At 64.8% G+C, this 19,755-nt stretch carries 18 protein-coding genes and 1 tRNA gene; 17 read left to right on the top strand and 2 right to left on the bottom strand.

Annotated elements, in window-relative coordinates:
* Positions 1 to 31: 31 nt before the first annotated feature.
* From tmk to ACED18_RS03240, 7 genes are all read left to right on the top strand, one after another.
* A complete protein-coding gene (gene tmk, locus ACED18_RS03270) occupies positions 32 to 736 on the top strand; it encodes a dTMP kinase (RefSeq protein WP_377288950.1) in 705 nt (234 codons plus the stop codon).
* A complete protein-coding gene (locus tag ACED18_RS03265; protein WP_377288948.1) occupies positions 733 to 1,767 on the top strand; it encodes a DNA polymerase III subunit delta' in 1,035 nt (344 codons plus the stop codon). The genes tmk and ACED18_RS03265 overlap by 4 nt, the downstream gene beginning before the upstream one ends.
* A gap of 123 nt (positions 1,768 to 1,890) precedes the next feature.
* Positions 1,891 to 3,447, top strand: coding sequence for a methionine--tRNA ligase (metG, locus tag ACED18_RS03260; protein ID WP_377288946.1), 1,557 nt, complete (start codon positions 1,891 to 1,893; stop codon positions 3,445 to 3,447).
* Positions 3,448 to 3,464: 17 nt separating this feature from the next.
* Positions 3,465 to 4,247 (top strand): TatD family hydrolase, encoded by a 783-nt coding sequence (locus tag ACED18_RS03255; protein ID WP_377288944.1) that lies wholly within the window; start codon positions 3,465 to 3,467, stop codon positions 4,245 to 4,247.
* A 4-nt stretch (positions 4,248 to 4,251) separates the two neighbouring features.
* Positions 4,252 to 5,076, top strand: coding sequence for an MBL fold metallo-hydrolase (locus ACED18_RS03250; RefSeq protein WP_377288942.1), 825 nt, complete (start codon positions 4,252 to 4,254; stop codon positions 5,074 to 5,076).
* 27 nt (positions 5,077 to 5,103) lie between these two features.
* Positions 5,104 to 6,891 carry a chloride channel protein gene (locus ACED18_RS03245; protein ID WP_377288940.1) on the top strand — a complete coding sequence of 596 codons (1,788 nt, stop codon included), beginning with the start codon at positions 5,104 to 5,106 and terminating at the stop codon, positions 6,889 to 6,891.
* Positions 6,892 to 7,176: 285 nt separating this feature from the next.
* Positions 7,177 to 7,677, top strand: a complete 501-nt coding sequence (locus ACED18_RS03240; RefSeq protein ID WP_377288938.1) for a DUF4864 domain-containing protein — start codon at positions 7,177 to 7,179, stop codon at positions 7,675 to 7,677.
* Positions 7,678 to 7,686: 9 nt separating this feature from the next.
* Here ACED18_RS03240 and ACED18_RS03235 read toward each other — a convergent pair whose 3' ends face one another.
* The gene (locus ACED18_RS03235) at positions 7,687 to 8,910 is read right to left on the bottom strand and encodes a D-alanyl-D-alanine carboxypeptidase family protein (protein ID WP_377288936.1); all 1,224 of its coding nucleotides are present in this window, start codon (positions 8,908 to 8,910) and stop codon (positions 7,687 to 7,689) included.
* A 122-nt stretch (positions 8,911 to 9,032) separates the two neighbouring features.
* Positions 9,033 to 10,118: a septal ring lytic transglycosylase RlpA family protein gene (locus tag ACED18_RS03230; RefSeq protein WP_377291003.1), complete on the bottom strand. Its 1,086-nt coding sequence runs from the start codon at positions 10,116 to 10,118 to the stop codon at positions 9,033 to 9,035.
* A 255-nt stretch (positions 10,119 to 10,373) separates the two neighbouring features.
* Between ACED18_RS03230 and ACED18_RS03225 the strand changes: the two genes are divergently transcribed.
* The 10 genes from ACED18_RS03225 to nirD all read left to right on the top strand — a co-directional run bounded on the left by ACED18_RS03225 (position 10,374) and on the right by nirD (position 19,578).
* Positions 10,374 to 10,463 (top strand) — tRNA-Ser (locus ACED18_RS03225).
* 228 nt (positions 10,464 to 10,691) lie between these two features.
* On the top strand, positions 10,692 to 10,994 hold the full coding sequence (locus tag ACED18_RS03220; RefSeq protein WP_377288934.1) for a hypothetical protein: 303 nt from the start codon (positions 10,692 to 10,694) through the stop codon (positions 10,992 to 10,994).
* Positions 10,991 to 11,590 (top strand): ANTAR domain-containing response regulator, encoded by a 600-nt coding sequence (locus tag ACED18_RS03215; RefSeq protein WP_377288932.1) that lies wholly within the window; start codon positions 10,991 to 10,993, stop codon positions 11,588 to 11,590. Before ACED18_RS03220 ends, ACED18_RS03215 begins: the two co-directional genes overlap by 4 nt.
* A gap of 34 nt (positions 11,591 to 11,624) precedes the next feature.
* Positions 11,625 to 12,887 (top strand): CmpA/NrtA family ABC transporter substrate-binding protein, encoded by a 1,263-nt coding sequence (locus ACED18_RS03210; protein WP_377288930.1) that lies wholly within the window; start codon positions 11,625 to 11,627, stop codon positions 12,885 to 12,887.
* A 350-nt stretch (positions 12,888 to 13,237) separates the two neighbouring features.
* Positions 13,238 to 14,536, top strand: coding sequence for a CmpA/NrtA family ABC transporter substrate-binding protein (locus tag ACED18_RS03205; protein ID WP_377288928.1), 1,299 nt, complete (start codon positions 13,238 to 13,240; stop codon positions 14,534 to 14,536).
* Positions 14,537 to 14,626: 90 nt separating this feature from the next.
* On the top strand, positions 14,627 to 15,529 hold the full coding sequence (ntrB, locus tag ACED18_RS03200) for a nitrate ABC transporter permease (protein WP_377288926.1): 903 nt from the start codon (positions 14,627 to 14,629) through the stop codon (positions 15,527 to 15,529).
* A 13-nt stretch (positions 15,530 to 15,542) separates the two neighbouring features.
* Positions 15,543 to 16,340 carry an ABC transporter ATP-binding protein gene (locus tag ACED18_RS03195; protein ID WP_377288924.1) on the top strand — a complete coding sequence of 266 codons (798 nt, stop codon included), beginning with the start codon at positions 15,543 to 15,545 and terminating at the stop codon, positions 16,338 to 16,340.
* Between the two features lie 13 nt (positions 16,341 to 16,353).
* Complete coding sequence (locus tag ACED18_RS03190) at positions 16,354 to 16,788, top strand: globin family protein (RefSeq protein WP_377288922.1); 435 nt, start codon at positions 16,354 to 16,356, stop codon at positions 16,786 to 16,788.
* Positions 16,785 to 19,235 (top strand): nitrite reductase large subunit NirB, encoded by a 2,451-nt coding sequence (nirB, locus tag ACED18_RS03185; RefSeq protein WP_377288920.1) that lies wholly within the window; start codon positions 16,785 to 16,787, stop codon positions 19,233 to 19,235. Before ACED18_RS03190 ends, nirB begins: the two co-directional genes overlap by 4 nt.
* A 4-nt stretch (positions 19,236 to 19,239) precedes the next feature.
* Positions 19,240 to 19,578 carry a nitrite reductase small subunit NirD gene (gene nirD, locus ACED18_RS03180; RefSeq protein WP_377288918.1) on the top strand — a complete coding sequence of 113 codons (339 nt, stop codon included), beginning with the start codon at positions 19,240 to 19,242 and terminating at the stop codon, positions 19,576 to 19,578.
* The last annotated feature ends 177 nt before the right edge of the window (positions 19,579 to 19,755 follow it).

Genomic DNA, 19,755 nt, shown 5'->3' with positions numbered 1-19,755 from the left:
CTTTTTGAAGAGCGTGCGTCGGAGAGGCGAAGTGGGTCACGGATCGGGTTTGTTCGTCACGTTCGAGGGCGGGGAAGGGGCGGGGAAGTCCACGCAGCTTCGCCGCCTTGCCGAGACGCTGCGCGCCCGCGGCCACGACGTGGTCACGACGCGCGAACCCGGCGGCTCGCCCGGCGCGGAAGCGGTGCGCCATGTGGTTCTCTCCGGTGCGGCGCAGGAGTTCGGCGTGCGCGTCGAGGCCATGCTTTTTGCCGCCGCGCGCAGCGATCATGTCGAGCAGCTGATCCGCCCGGCGCTGTCGCGCGGCGCGGTCGTTCTGTGTGATCGCTTCATGGATTCCTCGCGCGTCTACCAGGGCATCACCGGCAATCTCGATCCCGCATTCGTCGAATCGCTGGAGCGCGTCGCCATCAACGGCGTAGTGCCGGACTGCACCATCATCTTCGACTTGCCGGCGGCGGAGGGGCTGGAGCGGGCCCGCACCCCCGCGGCCGCCGACCAGTCGTCTTCGCCCGTCAGCGGCCAGCTTGATCGCTTCGAGATGGAGGAGATCGACACGCACGAAAAGCGCCGCGAAGCCTTTCTCGATATCGCAGCCGCCGAGCCCTTGCGCTGCCGCGTCGTGGATGCCGGCCTGCCGGTAGAAACGCTCGCCGCCCGCGTCCTCGATATCGTCGAGCCGCTCCTGCCCACGCTCGGCGGCCGTCGGCGGCGCGAACCGGAAAAGACCCGATGAGCGAAGACAGTCCCGATCTGCTCGAAGGCGCGGTTTCGCCGGCGCTCAATCCGAACCTGTTCGGCCACGGGGAAGCGGAATCCTTCCTCGCGGAAGCCTATGCGGGCGGCAAGATGCACCATGCACTGCTGATGGAAGGGCCGCGCGGCATCGGCAAGGCCACGCTCGCCTTCCGCTTCGCCAACCATCTCTTGCGCCACCCCGATCCGGCGCGCGCGCCGCTGATGCTGACGCCGCCCGATCCCGATCATCCCGTGACGCGCCAGATCGCGTCCGGCGCCTCGCATGATCTGCTCCACCTCACCCGTCCGCTGGACGAGAAGGCGGGGCGGCTGAAAAGCGCCATCACGGTCGACGAGATCCGCCGCGCCGGCAAGTTCCTTGGCCAGACCTCGGGCACCGGCAACTGGCGCGTCGTCATCGTCGATGCCGCCGACGACATGAACCGCAACGCGGCCAATGCCGTCCTGAAAATCCTCGAGGAGCCGCCGCGCCGCGTCCTCTTCATGCTGGTCTCGCATGCGCCGGGCAAGCTTCTGCCCACCATCCGCTCGCGCTGCATGCCGCTGCCGCTGCGCCCGCTTGCCGAAGCCGATCTCGCCGCGGCACTCGCCGCGCTCGAGGTGACGCTTCCGGCCGCGAGCGCCGACCGCATTCTTGCGGCTGCCGGCGGCAGCGTCGCGGAAGCCTTGAAGCTCATCCATTATGGCGGCCTCGACATCATGGCCGCGCTCGAAACCATCCTGAAGCCCGGGCCTTCCACGCGGCGCGAGATGCACAAGCTTGCCGATCTCCTCTCGGCAAAGGATGCCGAGACGGTCTTCCTGTTCTTCACCGAGTTGGCCGGCCGGCGGATCGTGGCGGAGGCGAGGGCATCCGCCCTTGCCGGCGATCTCGGCCGCGCCGACCGTCTCGCCAGCCTCTCCCAGTCGCTCACCGAAAAGATCGCCATCTCCATCGGCTACAATCTCGACCGCAAGCAGACGGTGCTGCAGATCCTCGACGACATGCGCGGGGCGATGACCGGGTAGGGTGAGAGGCAGGAGCCGGACTTCGGCGGCGCATTTATTGCGGCCGCGAAGGTTCCTTCCGCCGGGCGGATGGGCTAAGAGCAACCATCCAGAATATCGTAACGTTGCGAACGAGTTGCCGCCATGGCCGATACCACGCCCTTCTACATCACCACCGCCATCTCCTACCCGAACGGCAAGCCGCATATCGGGCATGCCTACGAGCTGATCGCGACCGACGCGATCGCCCGTTTCCAGCGCCTCGACGGCCGGGATGTGTTCTTCCTGACCGGCACGGACGAGCATGGCCAGAAGATGCAGCAGACGGCGCGTGCCGAAGGCATCACGCCGCTGGAGCTTGCCACACGCAACTCCAACGAATTCCGCGAGATGGGCCGCCTCCTGAATTCTTCCAACGACGATTTTATCCGCACCACCGAGCCGCGCCATCATGCGACGGTGCAGGAGCTATGGCGGCGCATGGCGAAGGCCGGCGACGTCTACAAGGACAGCTATGCCGGCTGGTATTCAGTGCGCGACGAAGCCTATTATCAGGAAGAGGAAACCGAGCTTCGCGCCGATGGCGTGCGCTACGGGCCGCAGGGCACGCCGGTGGAGTGGGTCGAGGAGGAGAGCTATTTCTTCCGCCTCTCCAACTACACCGAAAAGCTGCTCGCCCATTACGAGGCGAACCCGGATTTCATCGGTCCTTCCGAGCGCCGCAACGAGGTGATCTCCTTCGTGAAATCGGGCCTCAAGGATCTCTCGATCTCGCGCACCACCTTCGACTGGGGCATTCCGGTTCCGGATGACCCGAAGCATGTCATGTATGTCTGGGTCGATGCGCTCACCAACTACATCACCGCCACCGGCTACGTCGAAGACGAGAATGGTCCGCGCGCCAAATACTGGCCGGCCGATATGCACATCATCGGCAAGGACATCATCCGCTTCCACGCCGTCTACTGGCCGGCCTTCCTGATGTCGGCAGGCCTGCCGCTGCCCAAACGCGTCTATGCCCACGGCTTCCTGCTCAACAAGGGCGAGAAGATGTCGAAGTCGCTCGGCAACGTCGTCGATCCCGTCAATCTCGTCACGCATTTCGGGCTCGATCCGGTGCGCTACTTCTTCCTGCGCGAAGTCTCCTTCGGCCAGGATGGCAGCTATTCGGAAGAGGCGATCGCCACCCGCATCAATGCCGACCTCGCCAATGGCATCGGCAATCTCGCCAGCCGCTCGCTGTCGATGATCGTCAAGAACTGCGAGGGCGCGATCCCGACGCCGGGCGCCTTCACCGAAGACGACACGGCCATGCTGGCGTCTGCCGACGGCCTGCTTGCCATCTGCCGGGAGGAGTTCTCGAAGCAGGCGATCCAGAAGGCCGTCGCCGCCATCATCGCCGTGGTCTCGGAGGCAGACCGCTATTTCGCGGGGCAGGAACCCTGGGCGCTGAAGAAGACCGATCCGGCCCGCATGGGCACGGTGCTCTACGTCACGGCCGAAGTCGTGCGCCAGATCGCCATTCTCCTGCAGCCGATCACGCCGGCCTCTGCCGAAAAGCTGCTCGACCTCGTCGCCGCGCCCGCCGACCAGCGCAGCTTCGCGTCGCTCGGTGCGGCCGGCCGCCTCAAGGCGGGCACGCCGCTCGAAGCCCCGAAGCCGGTCTTCCCGCGCTATGTCCCGCCGGTCGATCCGGCCTGAGCGGAGCTGCGTTCGCAATGCTGATCGATACCCACTGCCATCTGGATTTCGCCGATTTCGACGCCGAGCGTGACGATCTCGTCGCGCGTGCCACGGCTGCCGGCGTCGCCCAGATGGTGACGATCTCCACCCGCGTGCGGCGGCTCGACACGCTGCTGGCGCTTACGGACCGCTATCCGAACGTTTTCTGCTCGGTCGGCACGCATCCGAACAATGCCAACGAAGAGCTGGATGTCACCGCCGAGGATCTCGTGCGGCTTGCGGGTTCCCATCCGAAGATCGTCGCGATCGGCGAGGCGGGTCTCGACTACTTCTACGACACCCAGACGCCCGCCGACCAGAAGACCGGCCTCATCCGTCACATCGAGGCCGCGCGCATCACCGGCCTGCCGCTCGTCATCCACAGCCGCTCGGCCGATGACGACATGGCGGCGATCTTGACGGAGGAAAGCGGGAAGGGGGCCTTCCCCTTCATCCTTCATTGCTTCTCCTCCGGACAGGCGCTTGCCGATACCGGCGTGGCACTCGGCGGCTACATCTCGTTTTCGGGCATCCTCACCTTCCCCAAGTCGGAGGATCTGCGCGCCATTGCCGCCACCGTTCCGCTCGACCGGCTGCTGGTCGAAACCGACGCACCTTACCTCGCGCCAAAACGCTGGCGCGGCAAGCGCAACGAGCCCTCCTATGTCGTGAACACAGCGGAAGTTCTGGCCGAGGTGAAGGGCATGTCCTACGAAGAGGTCGCGCGCATCACGACCGAAAATGCATTCCGCTGCTTCTCGCGGATGCCGAGGATCTGACGCCATGGCGGTCCGGCAGGTCTTCACCATCCTCGGCTGCGGCTCGTCTCCCGGCGTGCCCCGCATCACCGGCGACTGGGGTGCCTGCAACCCGGACAATCCGAAAAACCGCCGGCTGCGCGCCGCGCTCCTCATCGAGCAGATCGCCGAGAGTGGCGAGAAGACCGTTGTCGTCGTCGATACCGGACCCGATTTCCGCGAGCAGATGATCAGCTCTGAGGTCGAGCACATCGACGCCGTGCTCTACACGCATTCGCATGCCGATCATCTGCACGGTATCGATGATCTGCGCGGCTACTTCATCTCCGCGCGCAGGCCCGTTCCGATCTTTGCCGATGCCTTCACCATGGAGCGCATCGCGGAAGGCTTCCGCTACTGCCTGCATTCGCTGCCCGGCAGCGGCTATCCGCCGATCGTGGAAGCCAATCTGATCCCCGACACGCTGCCGCCGATCGTCGTCTCCGGCCCCGGCGGCGATATCCGCATCGTGCCGCATCGCCAGCAGCACGGCGCGATCCACTCGCTCGGCTTCCGCATCGGCGACTTCGCCTATTGCACCGATGTCAGCGATTTTCCGGCCGAAACGCTGCCGAAGCTTCAGGGCCTCGACACGCTCGTCATCGATACGCTGCAATACCATCCGCATCCGAGCCATCTGTCGCTGGATCAGGCACTTTCCTGGATCGAGCGCATCGGCCCGCGCCGCGCCATCCTGACCCATATGCATACGCCGCTCGACTACGACACCGTCATGGCGTCCACGCCCGTCCACGTGGAGCCGGCCTATGATAGGCTGCGCATTGAGGTCACCGTCAGCGACGCGGCCTGATTTTGGTCAGCGGGGCGAGGAGGGCTCATGCAGAAAACGCCGTTCCTGTCACCGACACCCACACGCTTCCTCGACAACGTTCGCAAGGGCCGCATCCTGGCCCTTCTCCGGCGGGGTGAACTGGCCCTTGTCTTTCTGGCAATTGCCTGCGGCCTGCTGGCCGGCCTTGCGGTTGCGGCCATCGGTTTCCTCAGCCGCTTTCTGCACGCCAGCATTTTTGGCGTCCAGGGCTCTCTCAGCGGCAGCGCCCTCAGCGCTCCCGTTGTCGTGCTTGGCCCGCTTGCCGGCGGCGTCATCCTCGGCATGATCGTGCTGGTCCTCTCGCGCTGGCGCAAGAAGCCGATGCGCGACCCGATCGAGGCCAATGCGCTTTATGGCGGCCGGCTGTCGCTCACCGACAGCCTCATCGTCTGCCTGCAGAACATCGTCTCGAACGGTTTCGGCGCCTCCGTCGGGCTCGAAGCCGGCTATACGCAGGTCGCATCGGCCATCGCGTCCAAGATCGGCACGATCGTCAAGCTGAGGCGAGGGGACATGCGCATCCTCGTCGGCTGCGGCGCCGCCGGCGCGATTGCCGCCGCCTTCGATGCGCCGCTGACCGCCACCTTCTATGCGATCGAGCTTATCATCGGCACCTATACGGTGATGACCCTGACACCCGTCATCGTCGCCGCACTCACCGCCAAGCTCGTCATCGACCAGATCGCCACCAAGGGCCTGACGATCAGCCTTGAAGCCTCCGGGCCGCTCAGCCATTCCGATTACGGGCCGGCCATCCTGCTGGGACTCGTCTGCGGCGGGCTTGGCATCCTGCTCATGCAGGCCGTGTCCTCGGTCGAAGCACTTGCGCGCCGCAGCCGGCTGCCCACGGCTGTGCGTCCCGCCCTTGGCGGCCTCGTGGTCGGTCTTCTGGCGCTGATCTCGCCGCAGGTTCTGTCGGCCGGCCACGGCGCGCTGCACATCAACATGGAAGCCTCCGTCGGCGTTGCCACGCTTTCCGGGCTGCTGCTGCTCAAGGCCACCGCCAGCGCCGTTTCCCTTGGCTCTGGTTTTCGCGGCGGCCTGTTTTTCGCATCACTGCTGATGGGCGCGCTGATCGGCAAGATCTTCGCACTGATGCTCGGCGCGCTCGATCCGGCGCTTTTCCTGCCGGTCCAGGTCTATGCCGTCATCGGCATGAGCGCCTTTGCCGCCGCTGTCATCGGCGGCCCGCTTGCCATGACCTTCCTGGCGCTCGAAATGACCGGTGATTTCGAGATCACGCTGCTGGTGCTCGCCGCCGTCATCGCGGCCTCGCTTCTGGTGCGCATCACCTTCGGCTATTCCTTTGCCACATGGCGCTTCCATCTGCGTGGCGAAACGATCCGCAGCGCCCATGATGTCGGCTGGGTGCGCGACCTGACCGTCAGCCGCCTGATGCGCGCCGATGTCCGCACGGCAGAGCGCAATCTCGACCTCGAAACCTTCCGCACGCTGTATCCTCTCGGCTCGACCCAGCGCGTCGTCATCGTCGACACGGACGGCCGTTACGCCGGCCTGATCCATGTCCCGGAAGTCTATACCGACCTGACCGACCGCCCGGACACCAATCCGTCGCTCGACCGCTTCATCAGCCACACCGACGATCTGCTTCTGCCCGGCATGAACATCAAACAGGCCGCCGCGCTCTTCGAGGAAGGCCAGAGCGAAGCACTCGTCGTCGTCAACAACCTGATCGACCGCAAGCCGATCGGCTTGCTCACCGAAAGCCACACGCTGCGCCGCTACAGCGAAGAACTCGAACAACGCCGCCGGGAGGTGTCGGGCGAGATGTGACGATGCGCCGGGCGACGACGGTTCGAGGCTCAAACGGGCGTGAAAGCCGGCGGCGGGGCCAGCAAGCCGATATCAACCAGTTCCATAATCTATATTATCTGATTTTTGGATTTGGCTGGGTACATTCTATTTTCAAGTGCGACATGCAAATGCGTTCAATGGCGTGACTTGGGTACAGCGCGCCCGTTGCAGATGCTGCAGTCTCGCCTCCTGATCCATCCCGACGCTGGCTGCGTACCGTTGATACCCGCGTCTGCTTCGGACGCGCCCTGTCGCGAGGTTTTCATGCACCTGTCCCGGCATTCTCGTCTACCGCACCATGCCCGCGCCGTCACCATCGCGCGATCGGTCGCTAACCGTCACAGCCTCATCCTGCTCGTCACCGGCGTCCTCCTGACGCTGCTGGCGCTTATCTACACCCCGCGCGCCTTCGCCGGTCCCGTCGAGGACGGCCAGAAGATCATTGCCGCACAGGTCCAGGCCTTCCTCGATGACGATGCCGAGACGGCCTATGGCTTTGCCTCGCCGGCGATCCGGACGCTCTATCCGGACAAGGACCGCTTCTTCGCCATGGTCAAGCGCGGCTACGGCCCAGTCTACCGGCCGGACAATTTCAGCTTCGGCCGCTCCAAGGTCGATGGCGACAGCATCGTTCAGGAAGTGCTGATCAAGGGCCCAGACGGCAAGGACTGGACGGCGCTCTACCAGTTGCTGCGCCAGCCGGATGGCAGCCTGAAGATCAACGGCGTGCAGATGCTGACGGGTGTTGCCGGCGCGCCGATCTGACCGCGCATCCTACAGCCAGAACAGCACCAGTTCCTTCAACGCATCGAAGGAACGGTCCGTCAGTGTTCCCGAAGCAATGTCGGCGCTGGTCTTCAGCGGCACGGAGCGCAGTTCGGTGTCCCCGAGGAAGACCTTGAGATCACCGACGGGCTGGCCCGCCTTGACGGGTGCCGAGAGCGGCCAGCGGTAGACGACGCGGCCCGACAGCCGCTCCGTCGTCTCGTGCGGCACGAGCACTTCCACCGGACCGTCGGTGACGAGCGGCACCGTACCCGTCGCGCCACCATAGACGGAGGCTTCTGCGACCGTCTCGCCGGCCTTGAAGAGCAGGCGCTTCGCAAAGGCCGAGAGCGACCATTCCAACAGGCGTTTGGCCTCCTCCACCCGCTCCTTCTCGCTTGCCAGACCGCCGATCGCCAGATTGACGCGCCGGCCGTCGCGCGCCACGGAAACGACGGCGGAAAAGCCGTAACCTTCGGCAAAGCCCATGGCGAGGCCGTCCACGCCGGGTACGGCAGAGATCAGCGCATTCTTGTTGCGCTGGCGGATCTTGTTCCACTCGAAATCGGCGAGTGCATAAAACGGATAGCGGTCCGGATAGGTCGTCTGCAGATGCGCGGCGAGGCTGACCAGATCACGTGGGCTGATGCGGTTGCCGGGGTCTTGCGGGTTGGTTGGCAAGCCGGTCGGATTGGCAAAGGCCGCACTCTTCAGGCCGAGCGTCCCTGCCCGCGCCATCATCTTCGCTGCAAAGGCCGCCTCGCCCGCCGGCCCGCCCGTCCCCGTCATGCCCTCGGCAAGGATCAGGCAGGCATCGTTGGCGAGATCGACGGTCATGCCCTTCAGGAGATCGAGAACCGGCACCTCGGATTTCAGCGCCGCGAACATTGTCGCCGTGCCGGCCGGCGCACCACCCGTGCGCCAGGCGTGTTCCGAGACCCTGTAGGCGGTCGTCTCGCTGATTTCGCCCCGCTTCAGGGCATCGAAGACCACCTCGGCCGTCATCAGCTTGGTGAGCGAGGCCGGCGGCAGCGGCTGGTCGGCATTCAGCGAAAACAGCACCGTGCCGGTCTCGGCATCCACCATGTGGACCGCCTTGGCCTTGGTCTCGATACCGGCGGCGCGGGCTGGCGACAGGCCCGCCATCAGCGCTGCCGGCGGCACGAGGCCCAGCGCTGCAAAACGCGAAAGCCCGAGCAGGCGGCGGCGGGAAACGGGGAAATCGTCTGTCATCGGGCAAGGCTTTCCGGCGGCCGGCCGCTCAAAGCGGCATGGCACCTGATCATCGTGACCGATTCATCGGCGCTTGGCGAGGGTCTGGGCGCCCTCGCCCATTCGGCTGGCCGTTGCGGCCGTTACCGCGCCGCGCGCTTGGCATAGGCGCGGATAGCGTCTTCGGTCAGCGGCTTCTCCTTGCCGAGCACGAGAGCAAAGGGCGAATCCCCCTCGCCCACCTGCACTTCCATATAGGCAGAGGCGTAGGAGACGCCGGCGCCATTGCCCGGCCGTTCGCGCGGGATCGGGCCGATCGCCGGCAGCGCGGCAAAGCCGTCCGCGCCGGAGAAGACGGCGTTCGGGAATGTTGCTCCGCCGGTCTCGGCGAGTGCCGTGACCGGCACGCCGCTTTCCAGATTGGACTTCTTCGGAATGGTCAGCGTTCCCAGATTGCCGGCGGATGCGTCGCGCGCCACCTTCGCCTGGATGGCGGCCGGCTCGTTGGAGGCGACCATCACGCCGCTGGCAATCTGACCCTCGGGATTGATGCCGGGAACGCGGCTGCCCTTCGGCACGTAGGAGGCCATCAGATAGGGCATGTCGTTGCCCTCGAGCGGTGCGCGGCCGATATAATCGACGCGCACTTTGGCCGAGCCCTTGCGCTTCATGTCCAGCAGATCGGCAGTCTTGGAGGAGACGTCGATGATGCGGCCGTATTCATACGGTCCACGATCATTCACCCGCACGATAACCGATGTACCATTCTCCGTGTTGGTGACACGGGCGTAGCTCGGCAGCGGGAAGGTCGGATGGGCAGCGGAGAGATGATACTTGTCGTAGACTTCGCCATTGGCCGTCAGGCGGCCGTGGAAGGCGGAGCCGTACCAGGAGGACATGCCGACCTTGCTGTAGCCCGGCTCTTCCTTCGGCGTGTACCACTTTCCCTTGACCATGTAGGGCTTGCCGGTCTGGAAACGGCCGCCGCCCTTCGGGATGTTCTTGCCGTCGGCAACGCGCGGGCTGGCCTTCACGCCGTAGACGGATTCAGCGAAGTATTCCTTCGGGCGCTGTTTCTTGTCGGTTTGCGCCGTTTCGGTCGTCTTGCAGGCTGCAAGGCCCACGCAGAGAATGGCGAGCGTGCCGAGCTTCACACCCGCCGCCGCGGAAAAGCCGAGCCGTGCCGTGAACCGAAGCGCCGCAACCTGCGCATCCGTCGTCGTCATCATCTGTCCCATCGAAGTCCCGTCATCCGCCAAGGCGGGCCATTCATCGCGCGAAATCCCCGTCGCATCGATGAACCTGCCGCCGCAAGTCATGGCCAATACGTTCATGACAGGAACGTGGCGGAAATGCGAAGCAAGGTTGTGCCGGAACGGAACAGTTTGGCGACATGGTTAACGCTTGGTTTCCAGCGCTTTTTCACCGCCCTCGCCCGCCCCACCTTGCCAACGGCTCCGCTTCACGCAATAAGGCTTCTCACCGGATGGGTGGCCGAGCGGTTTAAGGCACCGGTCTTGAAAACCGGCGTGCGTGAGAGCGTACCGTGGGTTCGAATCCCACCCCATCCGCCAGCTTTCGTTATAAATTATTGTTTTCATTTTATTTCTTATAAATTCCGGCTCTGCGTCGCTGTGGTCGCTTCCGGCCACGATGTTCTCCGCGCCGCGTGCTGTCGAGCCGGCAGCCCAGCGCATGCCGATCGCCTGGAGAAGACCTTGAGACGGCCGAGCGCCGATTTTGTCGGCATGAACCGGCACAGGAATTGCGTCTCTCCTGCTGCAAGAAAGCAGGAGACATCCTTGGAAGACCGCACATTTCTTCTCTGCATCGTGCTGGGGCTGAGCTGGAAAGATTTTAGCGCGACCTGGCGCTTGGCCGATTCCATGGCTCCCTCGGCCACAATCCGGATGACGATCGCGTCGGCTCTCTTTCTCACGTCCGTCGGTCTGATGTTCACGATTGCCGATCTGTGGATCGGTCTGGCGACAGCTTTCCTGGGTACGATGCTTGCACTTCTTGCCTGGCAGCGGATGGGCTCGAACATTGCGCTTCTCACAGCCGCCGCGTCCTTTGCGGTCTATCTTGATGGTATGACGTCTTGAGCAACCAGAAAGCGTCAACAGATCTCTCCATTCTTGTCATCGATGAAAACGCGATACGCGCGTCGATCATTGAAGAAGGGCTCAACGACGCGGGCCATCTCCATGTCCGGGTGATCCATGAGATGCAGGGCGTTGCGCGTCTGATCGAGACGATGGATCCTGATGTCATCATCATCGACATCGAAAACCCGAACCGCGACATGATGGAGCATATGTTTCAACTCAGCCGGTCGGTGTCGCGACCTATCGCCATGTTCGTCGACCGGTCCGACTCCGCTGCCATCGAAGCTGCGGTGGATGCCGGCGTATCGGCCTACGTGGTCGATGGCCTGAAGAAAGAGCGGATCAAGCCTATCCTCGACATGGCCGTCAGCCGGTTCAACGCTTTCAGCCGGCTGCAACGCGAACTGGCCGAGGCGCGCAACGCGCTCGAGGAACGGAAGGTCATTGAACGGGCAAAGGGCATTCTCATGAAAATGCGCGGGCTCAGCGAAGAGCAGGCCTTTGCCCTGCTTCGCCAGACGGCGATGAACGAAAAGAAGAAGCTGGCGGATATCGCCCAGAGCGTTGTCACCGCAGCGGGATTGCTGCTGTGACGGGAGCGCCGGACGACAGGGGCTGGAGAGAAGAATGATGACCCTATCGATTGGTCGCGACGCGCTGAAAACCCCGGCTACGGTGCGCGATCGCGAACAGAAAACACTCCGCGCCGGCTTCATCCCGCTCATGGATGCCTCAATTCTGATCGTTGCAGCCGAACTAGGCTTTGCCGATCAGGAAGGCCTGACGCTGGATCTGGTGCGCGACGTGTCCTGGGCCAATGTGCGCGACCGGCTCGCCTTCCGCCAGTTCGACATCGCCCACATGCTCTCGCCGATGCCTGTGGCGTCCATGCTGGGGCTCGGGTCCAACCCGTCGCCGACGGTGGCGCCCTTCTCGCTCGGGCGCGGCGGCAATGCGATCACGCTGTCGGCGCGGATCTTCGAGCACATGCAGGCCCTGACGGGGCTTGCCGACGATGCCGGCGCGCTTGCCACGGCCGAAGCGCTCGCCGCCGTGCTCGCCGACCGGAAGGCACGCGGCGAGATGCCGCCGACCCTTGGCATGACCTATCCGTTTTCCTCGCACAATTACGAGTTCCGCTACTGGCTGGCGGCCGGCGGCATCGATCCGGACCGCGACGTGAAGCTCGTCGTCGTGCCCCCGCCGCTGACCTCGGATGCGCTGGCGGCCGGCGCCATCGATGGCTTCTGCGTCGGCGCGCCCTGGAACATGATCGCCTCCGAGCGCGGCACGGGCCGCATCGTCGCGGCCAAGCAGGACATCTGGCCGCTGGCGCCGGAAAAGGTGATCGGCATGCGCCCGGAATGGGCCGAGGCCAATGCCGGGACCGTTTCGCGGCTGATCGTGGCGCTGGACCGGGCGGCCCGCTGGTGCGACGATCCGGCTCACCGCGACGATCTCGCCGAAATCCTGAGCGCCCCGCGCTTCATCGCCGCTCCCCGCGACATCATCCGCCGGGTGCTCGACGGCGAATTCTCGCTCGATGCCCGGGGCACGAAACGGCACATTCCGGACTATTTCCTCTTCCACCGCGGCGCGGCCAACTATCCCCGCCCGAACCAGGCGCTGTGGATCTACAGCCAGATGATGCGCTGGGGCCAGGCGCCCTTCGGTGAGGCGCATGTCGCTGAGGCCACCGCTGCCTTCCGGCCGGATCTCTACACGGCCGCCCTCGGGCCGGAGGCCGGGCTGCCCGGACCGGAAGAGGCCGCCGCCCTCGACACCTTCATGGACGGTCGGCGCTTCGATCCCTCCGATCTCGCCGCCTATGTGGCCGGTTTTCCCGTCCGCTCGCCGGCCTTGGCGGGCATGGGCACCGATGAGGGCTGATTCCGTGCACTGCACAAAAGTGCGGCATCTGCGCGTGAGATAAGGCTGCGGAAGAAGCAGATCGCAAGACGCCGTGGCCGCACCCCGAGCGCGTGGAGGGCCGAAAGACGCATTCTTTCAAGGGCGGACGAGCGTTTTTTCAAACTGGCACGCCGCTTGCTTATTCTATCTCGTCCGCGGTCAACGGCGATCGCAGGACGGATGAGCGCCCATGGTGGCGCAGATAACCATCAGACACCGACGTCGCAGGCTTGTTTGCTGCCCGGCTCCTCCCGCCCGGCTCCAGCAGATCGGCACGCGGCGTTTTTTGTTTCCGGATCTCCGTCGAACGCCAGAGGGACCAAAGCACCATGACGAAGAACACAGGAATGCACATCACCCGCCGCCAGATCCTCAAGGTCAGCTCCGCTGCCGCTGTCATCAGCGCCGCACGGCTTGCCCTCCCCTCCGGCGCCTTCGCCGCCGGCAGCGGCCCGGAAGTGAGCGGGGTCAAGCTCGGCTTCATCGCGCTGACCGACGCCGCCCCGCTTGTCATCGCCAAGGAGAAGGGCCTGTTCGAAAAGCACGGCCTGCCGGATGTCGAGGTGCTGAAGCAGGCCTCCTGGGGCGCCACGCGCGACAATCTCGTGCTCGGCGGTGCTGCCAACGGCATCGATGGCGCGCATATCCTCACCCCCATGCCCTACCTCATCTCGACCGGCAAGGTGACGCAGAACAACGTGCCTGTGCCGATCTCCATCGTCGCGCGGCTCAACCTCGACAGCCAGGGCATTTCCGTTGCGAAGGAATATGCCGAAACCGGCGTTCAGATCGACGCCTCGAAGCTGAAGGAGGCCTTCGCGGCCAAGAAGGCGGCGGGCAACGAGATCAAGGTCGCCATGACCTTCCCCGGCGGCACCCACGACCTCTGGATCCGCTACTGGCTGGCCGCCGGCGGCATCGATCCCGACAAGGACGTTTCCACCATCGTCGTGCCGCCGCCGCAGATGGTCGCGAACATGAAGGTCGGCAACATGGACGCCTTCTGCGTCGGCGAGCCGTGGAACGAGCAGCTCGTCAACCAGGGCATCGGCTTCACCGCCTGCACGACCGGCGAACTGTGGAAGGGCCATCCCGAAAAGGCGCTGGGACTGCGCGCCGACTGGATCGAGAAGAACCCGAACGCCGCCAAGGCGCTGATGATGGCCGTGATGGAGGCCCAGATGTGGGCCGACAGCATGGACAACAAGGAGGAACTCGCCACCATCCTCGGCAAGCGCCAGTGGTTCAACGTGCCGCCGAAGGATGTGGCGGGCCGCCTCAAGGGCACTATCAACTACGGCAACGGCCGCGTGGCGGAAAACACAGGGCTTGAGATGAAGTTCTGGAAGGATCACGCCTCCTACCCCTTCAAGAGCCATGACGCCTGGTTCCTGACCGAGAATGTCCGCTGGGGCAAGTTCGCTCCCGACACCGATATCAAGGGCCTCGTCGACAAGGTGAACCGCGAGGACATCTGGCGCGCCGCCGCCAGCGATCTGGGCGTGGCCGCCGCCGACATCCCGGGCTCGACCTCGCGTGGCGTCGAGACCTTCTTCGACGGCAAGGTCTTCGATCCCGCCAATCCGCAGGCCTATCTCGACAGCCTCACGATCAAGGCAGCCGCCTGAGGCCACTCTGCCCCCGCCATGCCGGCGGGGTCAGAGACCCGTTTCGCGACCAGAACCGCCAGCGTCCGACCGCTCGAAAAGGACCAACCCATGACCGCAACCGCCCGCAAGAGCATCACCGAGGCGCCCCTGGCCGCCGTCCCCGCCAAAGGTGGCGGCACCGTCGTGCAGATGGCACGGCGCCCGCATGCCCGCCGCACCCTCTCCGGCATCGGCCGGTATCTCCTGCGCACCGTCCTGCCGCCGCTGGTGGTGCTGGTGGCACTTCTCGGCATCTGGCAGGCCCTCTGTTCGGGGCCGGGGGCCACGCTGCCGCCGCCCTCCCAGGTCTTCACCGACAGCTATGACCTGATCGCCTATCCCTTCTTCGACAACGGCTCGCAGGATATCGGTCTCGCCTGGCGGGTGCTGGTCTCGCTGGAGCGCGTGGCGATCGGCTTCGGTCTGGCCGCGGTGGCCGGCGTCCTGCTCGGCGCGGTCGTCGGCCAGTCCGTCTGGGCCATGCGCGGCCTCGACCCGATCTTCCAGATCCTGCGCACCGTTCCTCCGCTGGCCTGGCTGCCGCTGTCGCTGGCCGCCTTCCAGAACAGCAACCCCTCCGCCGTCTTCGTGATCTTCATCACCTCGATCTGGCCGGTCATCATCAACACCGCCGTCGGCGTGCGCAACATTCCCGAGGACTACCGCAACATCGCCCGCGTGCTGCGCCTCAATCCGCTGGAATTCTTCATCCGCATCATGGTGCCGGCCGCCGCCCCCTACATCTTCACCGGGCTTCGCATCGGGGTCGGCCTCTCCTGGCTCGCCATCGTCGCGGCCGAGATGCTGACGGGCGGCGTGGGCATCGGCTTCTTCATCTGGGACGCCTGGAACTCCTCGCGCCTCTCCGACATCATCGTGGCGCTCGCCTATATCGGCGTGACCGGCTTCGTCCTCGACAAGCTCGTCGCCCTCCTGGGCAGCGTCGTCACCCGCGGCACGGCCCGCAACTGAGGAGACGACAGTCATGACCGCCTATCTGAAGATCGACCACGTCGACAAGAGCTTCGAACGCGCCGGAGTGAAGACCGAGGTGCTGAAGGATGTGACGCTCACCATCGGCAAGGGAGAATTCGTCTCCATCATCGGCCATTCCGGCTGCGGCAAATCCACCCTGCTCAACCTGATCTCCGGCCTCACGCGCGTGTCGTCCGGCGCCGTTCTCCTCGAAAACCAGGAGGTCAACGCCCCCGGGCCCGAACGCGCCGTGGTGTTCCAGAACCACTCGCTGCTGCCCTGGCTCACCGTCTACGAAAACGTCAACCTCGCCGTATCCAAGGTCTGTGCGGGCAGGAAGAGCAAAGCCGAGAAGCATGACTGGGTGATGCGCAATCTGGACCTCGTGCAGATGGCCCACGCCCGCGACAAGCGCCCTGCCGAAATCTCCGGCGGCATGAAGCAGCGTGTCGGCATTGCCCGCGCGCTTGCCATGGAGCCGAAGATCCTGCTGCTGGACGAGCCCTTCGGCGCGCTCGATGCGCTGACCCGCGCCCATCTTCAGGACGCGGTGATGGAAATCCATGCGCGTCTCGGCAACACGATGATCATGATCACCCATGATGTGGACGAGGCCGTGCTGCTCTCCGACCGCATCGTGATGATGACCAATGGCCCGGCCGCCCGCATCGGCGAGGTTCTCGATGTGCCGATCCCGCGTCCGCGCGACCGCATCGCCCTTTCCGCCGACCGCACCTACCTGAAATCCCGCGAGGCCGTGCTGAAGTTCCTCTACGAACGCCACCGCTTCGTCGAAGCAGCAGAATGAGAGGAAGCCGACCATGACACCCACCGATATCGATCTCGTCCAGTCTTCCTTCGCGAAGGTCCTGCCCATCAAGGAAACGGCCGCCGAACTCTTCTACGGCAGGCTTTTTGACATCGCACCCGAGGTGAAGCCCCTCTTCAAGGGCGACATGAAGGAGCAGGGCCGCAAGCTGATGATGACGCTCGGCGTCGTCATCAACGGCCTCAAGGACATTCCGAGCATCGTGCCCGCCGCCGAAGCGCTGGCCGTGAAGCACAATGCCTATGGCGTGCAGCCCGCCCATTACGAGGTCGTGGGTGCGGCCCTTCTCTGGACGCTGGAACAGGGTCTCGGGCCCGATTTCACCCCGCAGACCAGGGAGGCATGGACGAGCGCCTACACAACGCTGTCCGGCGTGATGATCGCCGCGAGCACGCGCAGCCTGAACGGGACGGAGCAGACGGCATGACGCAGAAACTCGTCATCATCGGCAACGGCATGGCCCCCGGCCGCATGCTCGAGCACCTCTTCGAGCAGGCCCCCGGCCTCTACGATGTCACGATCTTCAACGCCGAGCCGCGCGTCAACTATGACCGCATCATGCTCTCGCCGGTGCTCTCGGGCGAAAAGACCTTCGAGGACATCATCATCCATGGCGATGGCTGGTACATCGACAACAATGTGACCCTCTACAAGGGCCACCGTATCGTTGCCATCGACCGCCGCGCCCGCACCGTCACCTCCGACCACGGCGTGACGGAAAGCTACGACAAGCTGGTGATCGCCACCGGCTCGGTTCCCTTCATCATCCCGGTTCCGGGCAAGGAGCTGCCCGGCGTCATCACCTATCGCGACCTCGATGATGTGGACGCCATGCTGCTCGCCGCCCAGTCGCGCGAGAAGGCCGTGGTCATCGGCGGCGGCCTGCTGGGTCTGGAAGCCGCCGCAGGCCTTGCGCTGCGCGGCATGGATGTGACCGTGCTGCATGTCATGCCGACGCTGATGGAGCGACAGCTCGATCCCGCCGCCGGTTATCTCCTGCAAAAGGCCGTCGAGGAACGCGGCATCAAGGTCATCACCAAGGCCAATACCAAGCGCATCATCGGCACGGATCGCGTCGAGGGCATCGAACTCGATAACGGCACGATCATCCCGGCGACGCTGGTCGTCATGGCCGTCGGCATCCGGCCGAATGCCGGGCTTGCCAAGGATGCCGGCCTTGCGGTCAATCGCGGCATTGTGGTCGATGCCGGCATGCAGACCTCCGACGGCGATATCCTCGCGGTCGGCGAATGCGCCGAAGTCGACGGCATGGTCTATGGTCTCGTCGCGCCGCTCTATGAGATGGCCCGCGTGGCCGCCGCCCATCTTGCCGGCGACACCAAACCCGCCTTCGTCCACTCCGACACGCCGACCAAGCTGAAGGTCACGGGCATCAACCTCTTCTCGCTCGGTGATTTTGCCGATGGCGACGACCGCGAGGAGATCGTGCTGCGCGATGCCACTGCCGGCATCTACAAGCGCGTCGTCATCAAGGACAATCGCATCATCGGCACGGTTCTCTATGGCGAGACCTCCGATGGGGCCTGGTTCAACGACCTGAAGAAGAAGGGTACCGACATTTCCGCCATGCGCGACACGCTGATCTTCGGCCAGTCGTTCCAGGGGGGCGCTCCCCTGGACCCTATGGCGGCCGTTGCAGCCTTGCCGGATGATGCGGAAATCTGCGGCTGCAACGGCGTGTGCAAGGGCAAGATCACCTCGACCATCACGGCCAAGGGCCTGACGACGCTCGACGGCGTGCGCGCCCATACCAAGGCGTCCGCCTCCTGCGGCTCCTGCACCGGCCTTGTCGAGCAGCTGATGTCGCTGACGCTCGGCGATGCCTATAACCCCGCCGCCGTCACGCCCATGTGCACCTGCACCGAACTCGGTCACGACGACGTGCGCCGCCTGATCAAGGCCAAGGGGCTGAAATCCATTCCCGCCGTCATGCAGGAACTGGAATGGAAGACCTCCTGCGGCTGCGCCAAATGCCGCCCGGCGCTCAACTATTACCTCGTCTGTGACTGGCCGGACGAATATGCCGACGACTACCAGTCGCGTTTCATCAACGAGCGCGTCCACGCCAATATCCAGAAGGACGGCACCTATTCGGTCGTGCCGCGCATGTGGGGCGGCGTGACGAACTCCGCGGAACTGCGCGCCATCGCCGATGTGGTCGACAAGTTCGAAATCCCAATGGTCAAGGTCACGGGCGGCCAGCGCATCGACCTGCTGGGCGTCGAGAAGGAAGACCTGCCCGCCGTCTGGGCCGATCTCGGCAAGGCCGGCTTCATCTCAGGGCAAGCCTATGCCAAGGGCCTGCGCACCGTGAAGACCTGCGTCGGCTCCGACTGGTGCCGCTTCGGCACGCAGGATTCGACCGGGCTCGGCATCCGCATCGAGAAGTTCATGTGGGGCTCGTGGACACCGGCCAAGCTCAAGCTCGCCGTCTCCGGATGCCCGCGCAACTGCGCGGAGGCGACCTGCAAGGACATCGGCGTCATCTGCGTGGATTCCGGCTTCGAAATCCACTTTGCCGGCGCCGCCGGCCTCGACATCAAGGGCACGGATGTTCTGGGTCTCGTCAAGACCGAGGACGAGGCGCTAGAGCATATCGTGGCGCTGACGCAGATGTATCGCGAGCAGGGCCGCTATCTGGAACGCATCTACAAGTGGGCCAAACGCATCGGCCATGACGAGATCCGCCGGCAGATCATGGAGGATGGCGACAAGCGCCGCGCCTATTACGAGCGCTTCGTCTTCAGCCAGACATTCGCCCAGGTCGATCCCTGGTCGGAGCGCGTCTCCGGCAAGGACAAGCACGAGTTCAAGCCGATGGCCACCGTCGGCTTCCCTCAGGCAGCGGAGTGAGACCATGAGCACCAACTGGATCGCCATCGGCCATATCGACGACATTCCGTTGCGCGGCGCGCGCTGCGTGAAGACGCCGGAGGGTAGGATCGCCGTCTTCCGCACCGCCGAAAACGAGGTCTTCGCCATCGAGGACCAGTGCCCGCACAAGGGCGGACCGCTGAGCCAGGGCATCGTCCACGGCAAGGCCGTAACCTGCCCGCTGCACAACTTCGTCATCTCGCTGGAAACCGGCAAGGCGCTCGGCGCCGACGAGGGCGAGGTGCGGACGATCCAAGTGCGCAATGTCGATGGGCAGCTTTCGATTGCGCTTGAGGCCGCGGCTCTGGTTGCGGCGGAGTAAGGTGATGGCAGCCTTTGGCGTACCCCCCTCTGTCCTGCCGGACATCTCCCCCGCAAGGGGGGAGATCGGATGGAGCGCGCTCCGCGTTCCCTCGTCAACGAACAAGCCTTTGGCGTCTACCGTCATGGCCGGGCGAGGCAGCCGCTCCGGTTCAATCTCCCCCCTTGTGGGGGAGAT

Source organism: Rhizobium sp. SG2393 (genome assembly GCF_042610495.1).
GTDB lineage: Bacteria > Pseudomonadota > Alphaproteobacteria > Rhizobiales > Rhizobiaceae > RU20A.
This window is presented reverse-complemented; position numbering and strand designations above follow the sequence as displayed.

What these genes read in the sequence shown, in the direction of transcription:
- nirD (WP_377288918.1), top strand. Translation starts at nt 19,240, where the DNA reads ATGAGCACCAACTGGATCGCCATCGGCCATATCGACGACATTCCGTTG.
- ACED18_RS03245 (WP_377288940.1), top strand. Translation starts at nt 5,104, where the DNA reads ATGCAGAAAACGCCGTTCCTGTCACCGACACCCACACGCTTCCTCGAC.
- metG (WP_377288946.1), top strand. Translation starts at nt 1,891, where the DNA reads ATGGCCGATACCACGCCCTTCTACATCACCACCGCCATCTCCTACCCG.
- ACED18_RS03255 (WP_377288944.1), top strand. Translation starts at nt 3,465, where the DNA reads ATGCTGATCGATACCCACTGCCATCTGGATTTCGCCGATTTCGACGCC.
- ACED18_RS03205 (WP_377288928.1), top strand. Translation starts at nt 13,238, where the DNA reads ATGACGAAGAACACAGGAATGCACATCACCCGCCGCCAGATCCTCAAG.
- ACED18_RS03250 (WP_377288942.1), top strand. Translation starts at nt 4,252, where the DNA reads ATGGCGGTCCGGCAGGTCTTCACCATCCTCGGCTGCGGCTCGTCTCCC.
- ntrB (WP_377288926.1), top strand. Translation starts at nt 14,627, where the DNA reads ATGACCGCAACCGCCCGCAAGAGCATCACCGAGGCGCCCCTGGCCGCC.
- ACED18_RS03235 (WP_377288936.1), bottom strand. Translation starts at nt 8,910, where the DNA reads ATGACAGACGATTTCCCCGTTTCCCGCCGCCGCCTGCTCGGGCTTTCG.
- ACED18_RS03190 (WP_377288922.1), top strand. Translation starts at nt 16,354, where the DNA reads ATGACACCCACCGATATCGATCTCGTCCAGTCTTCCTTCGCGAAGGTC.
- ACED18_RS03240 (WP_377288938.1), top strand. Translation starts at nt 7,177, where the DNA reads ATGCACCTGTCCCGGCATTCTCGTCTACCGCACCATGCCCGCGCCGTC.
- nirB (WP_377288920.1), top strand. Translation starts at nt 16,785, where the DNA reads ATGACGCAGAAACTCGTCATCATCGGCAACGGCATGGCCCCCGGCCGC.
- ACED18_RS03210 (WP_377288930.1), top strand. Translation starts at nt 11,625, where the DNA reads ATGATGACCCTATCGATTGGTCGCGACGCGCTGAAAACCCCGGCTACG.
- ACED18_RS03265 (WP_377288948.1), top strand. Translation starts at nt 733, where the DNA reads ATGAGCGAAGACAGTCCCGATCTGCTCGAAGGCGCGGTTTCGCCGGCG.
- ACED18_RS03195 (WP_377288924.1), top strand. Translation starts at nt 15,543, where the DNA reads ATGACCGCCTATCTGAAGATCGACCACGTCGACAAGAGCTTCGAACGC.
- ACED18_RS03230 (WP_377291003.1), bottom strand. Translation starts at nt 10,118, where the DNA reads ATGATGACGACGACGGATGCGCAGGTTGCGGCGCTTCGGTTCACGGCA.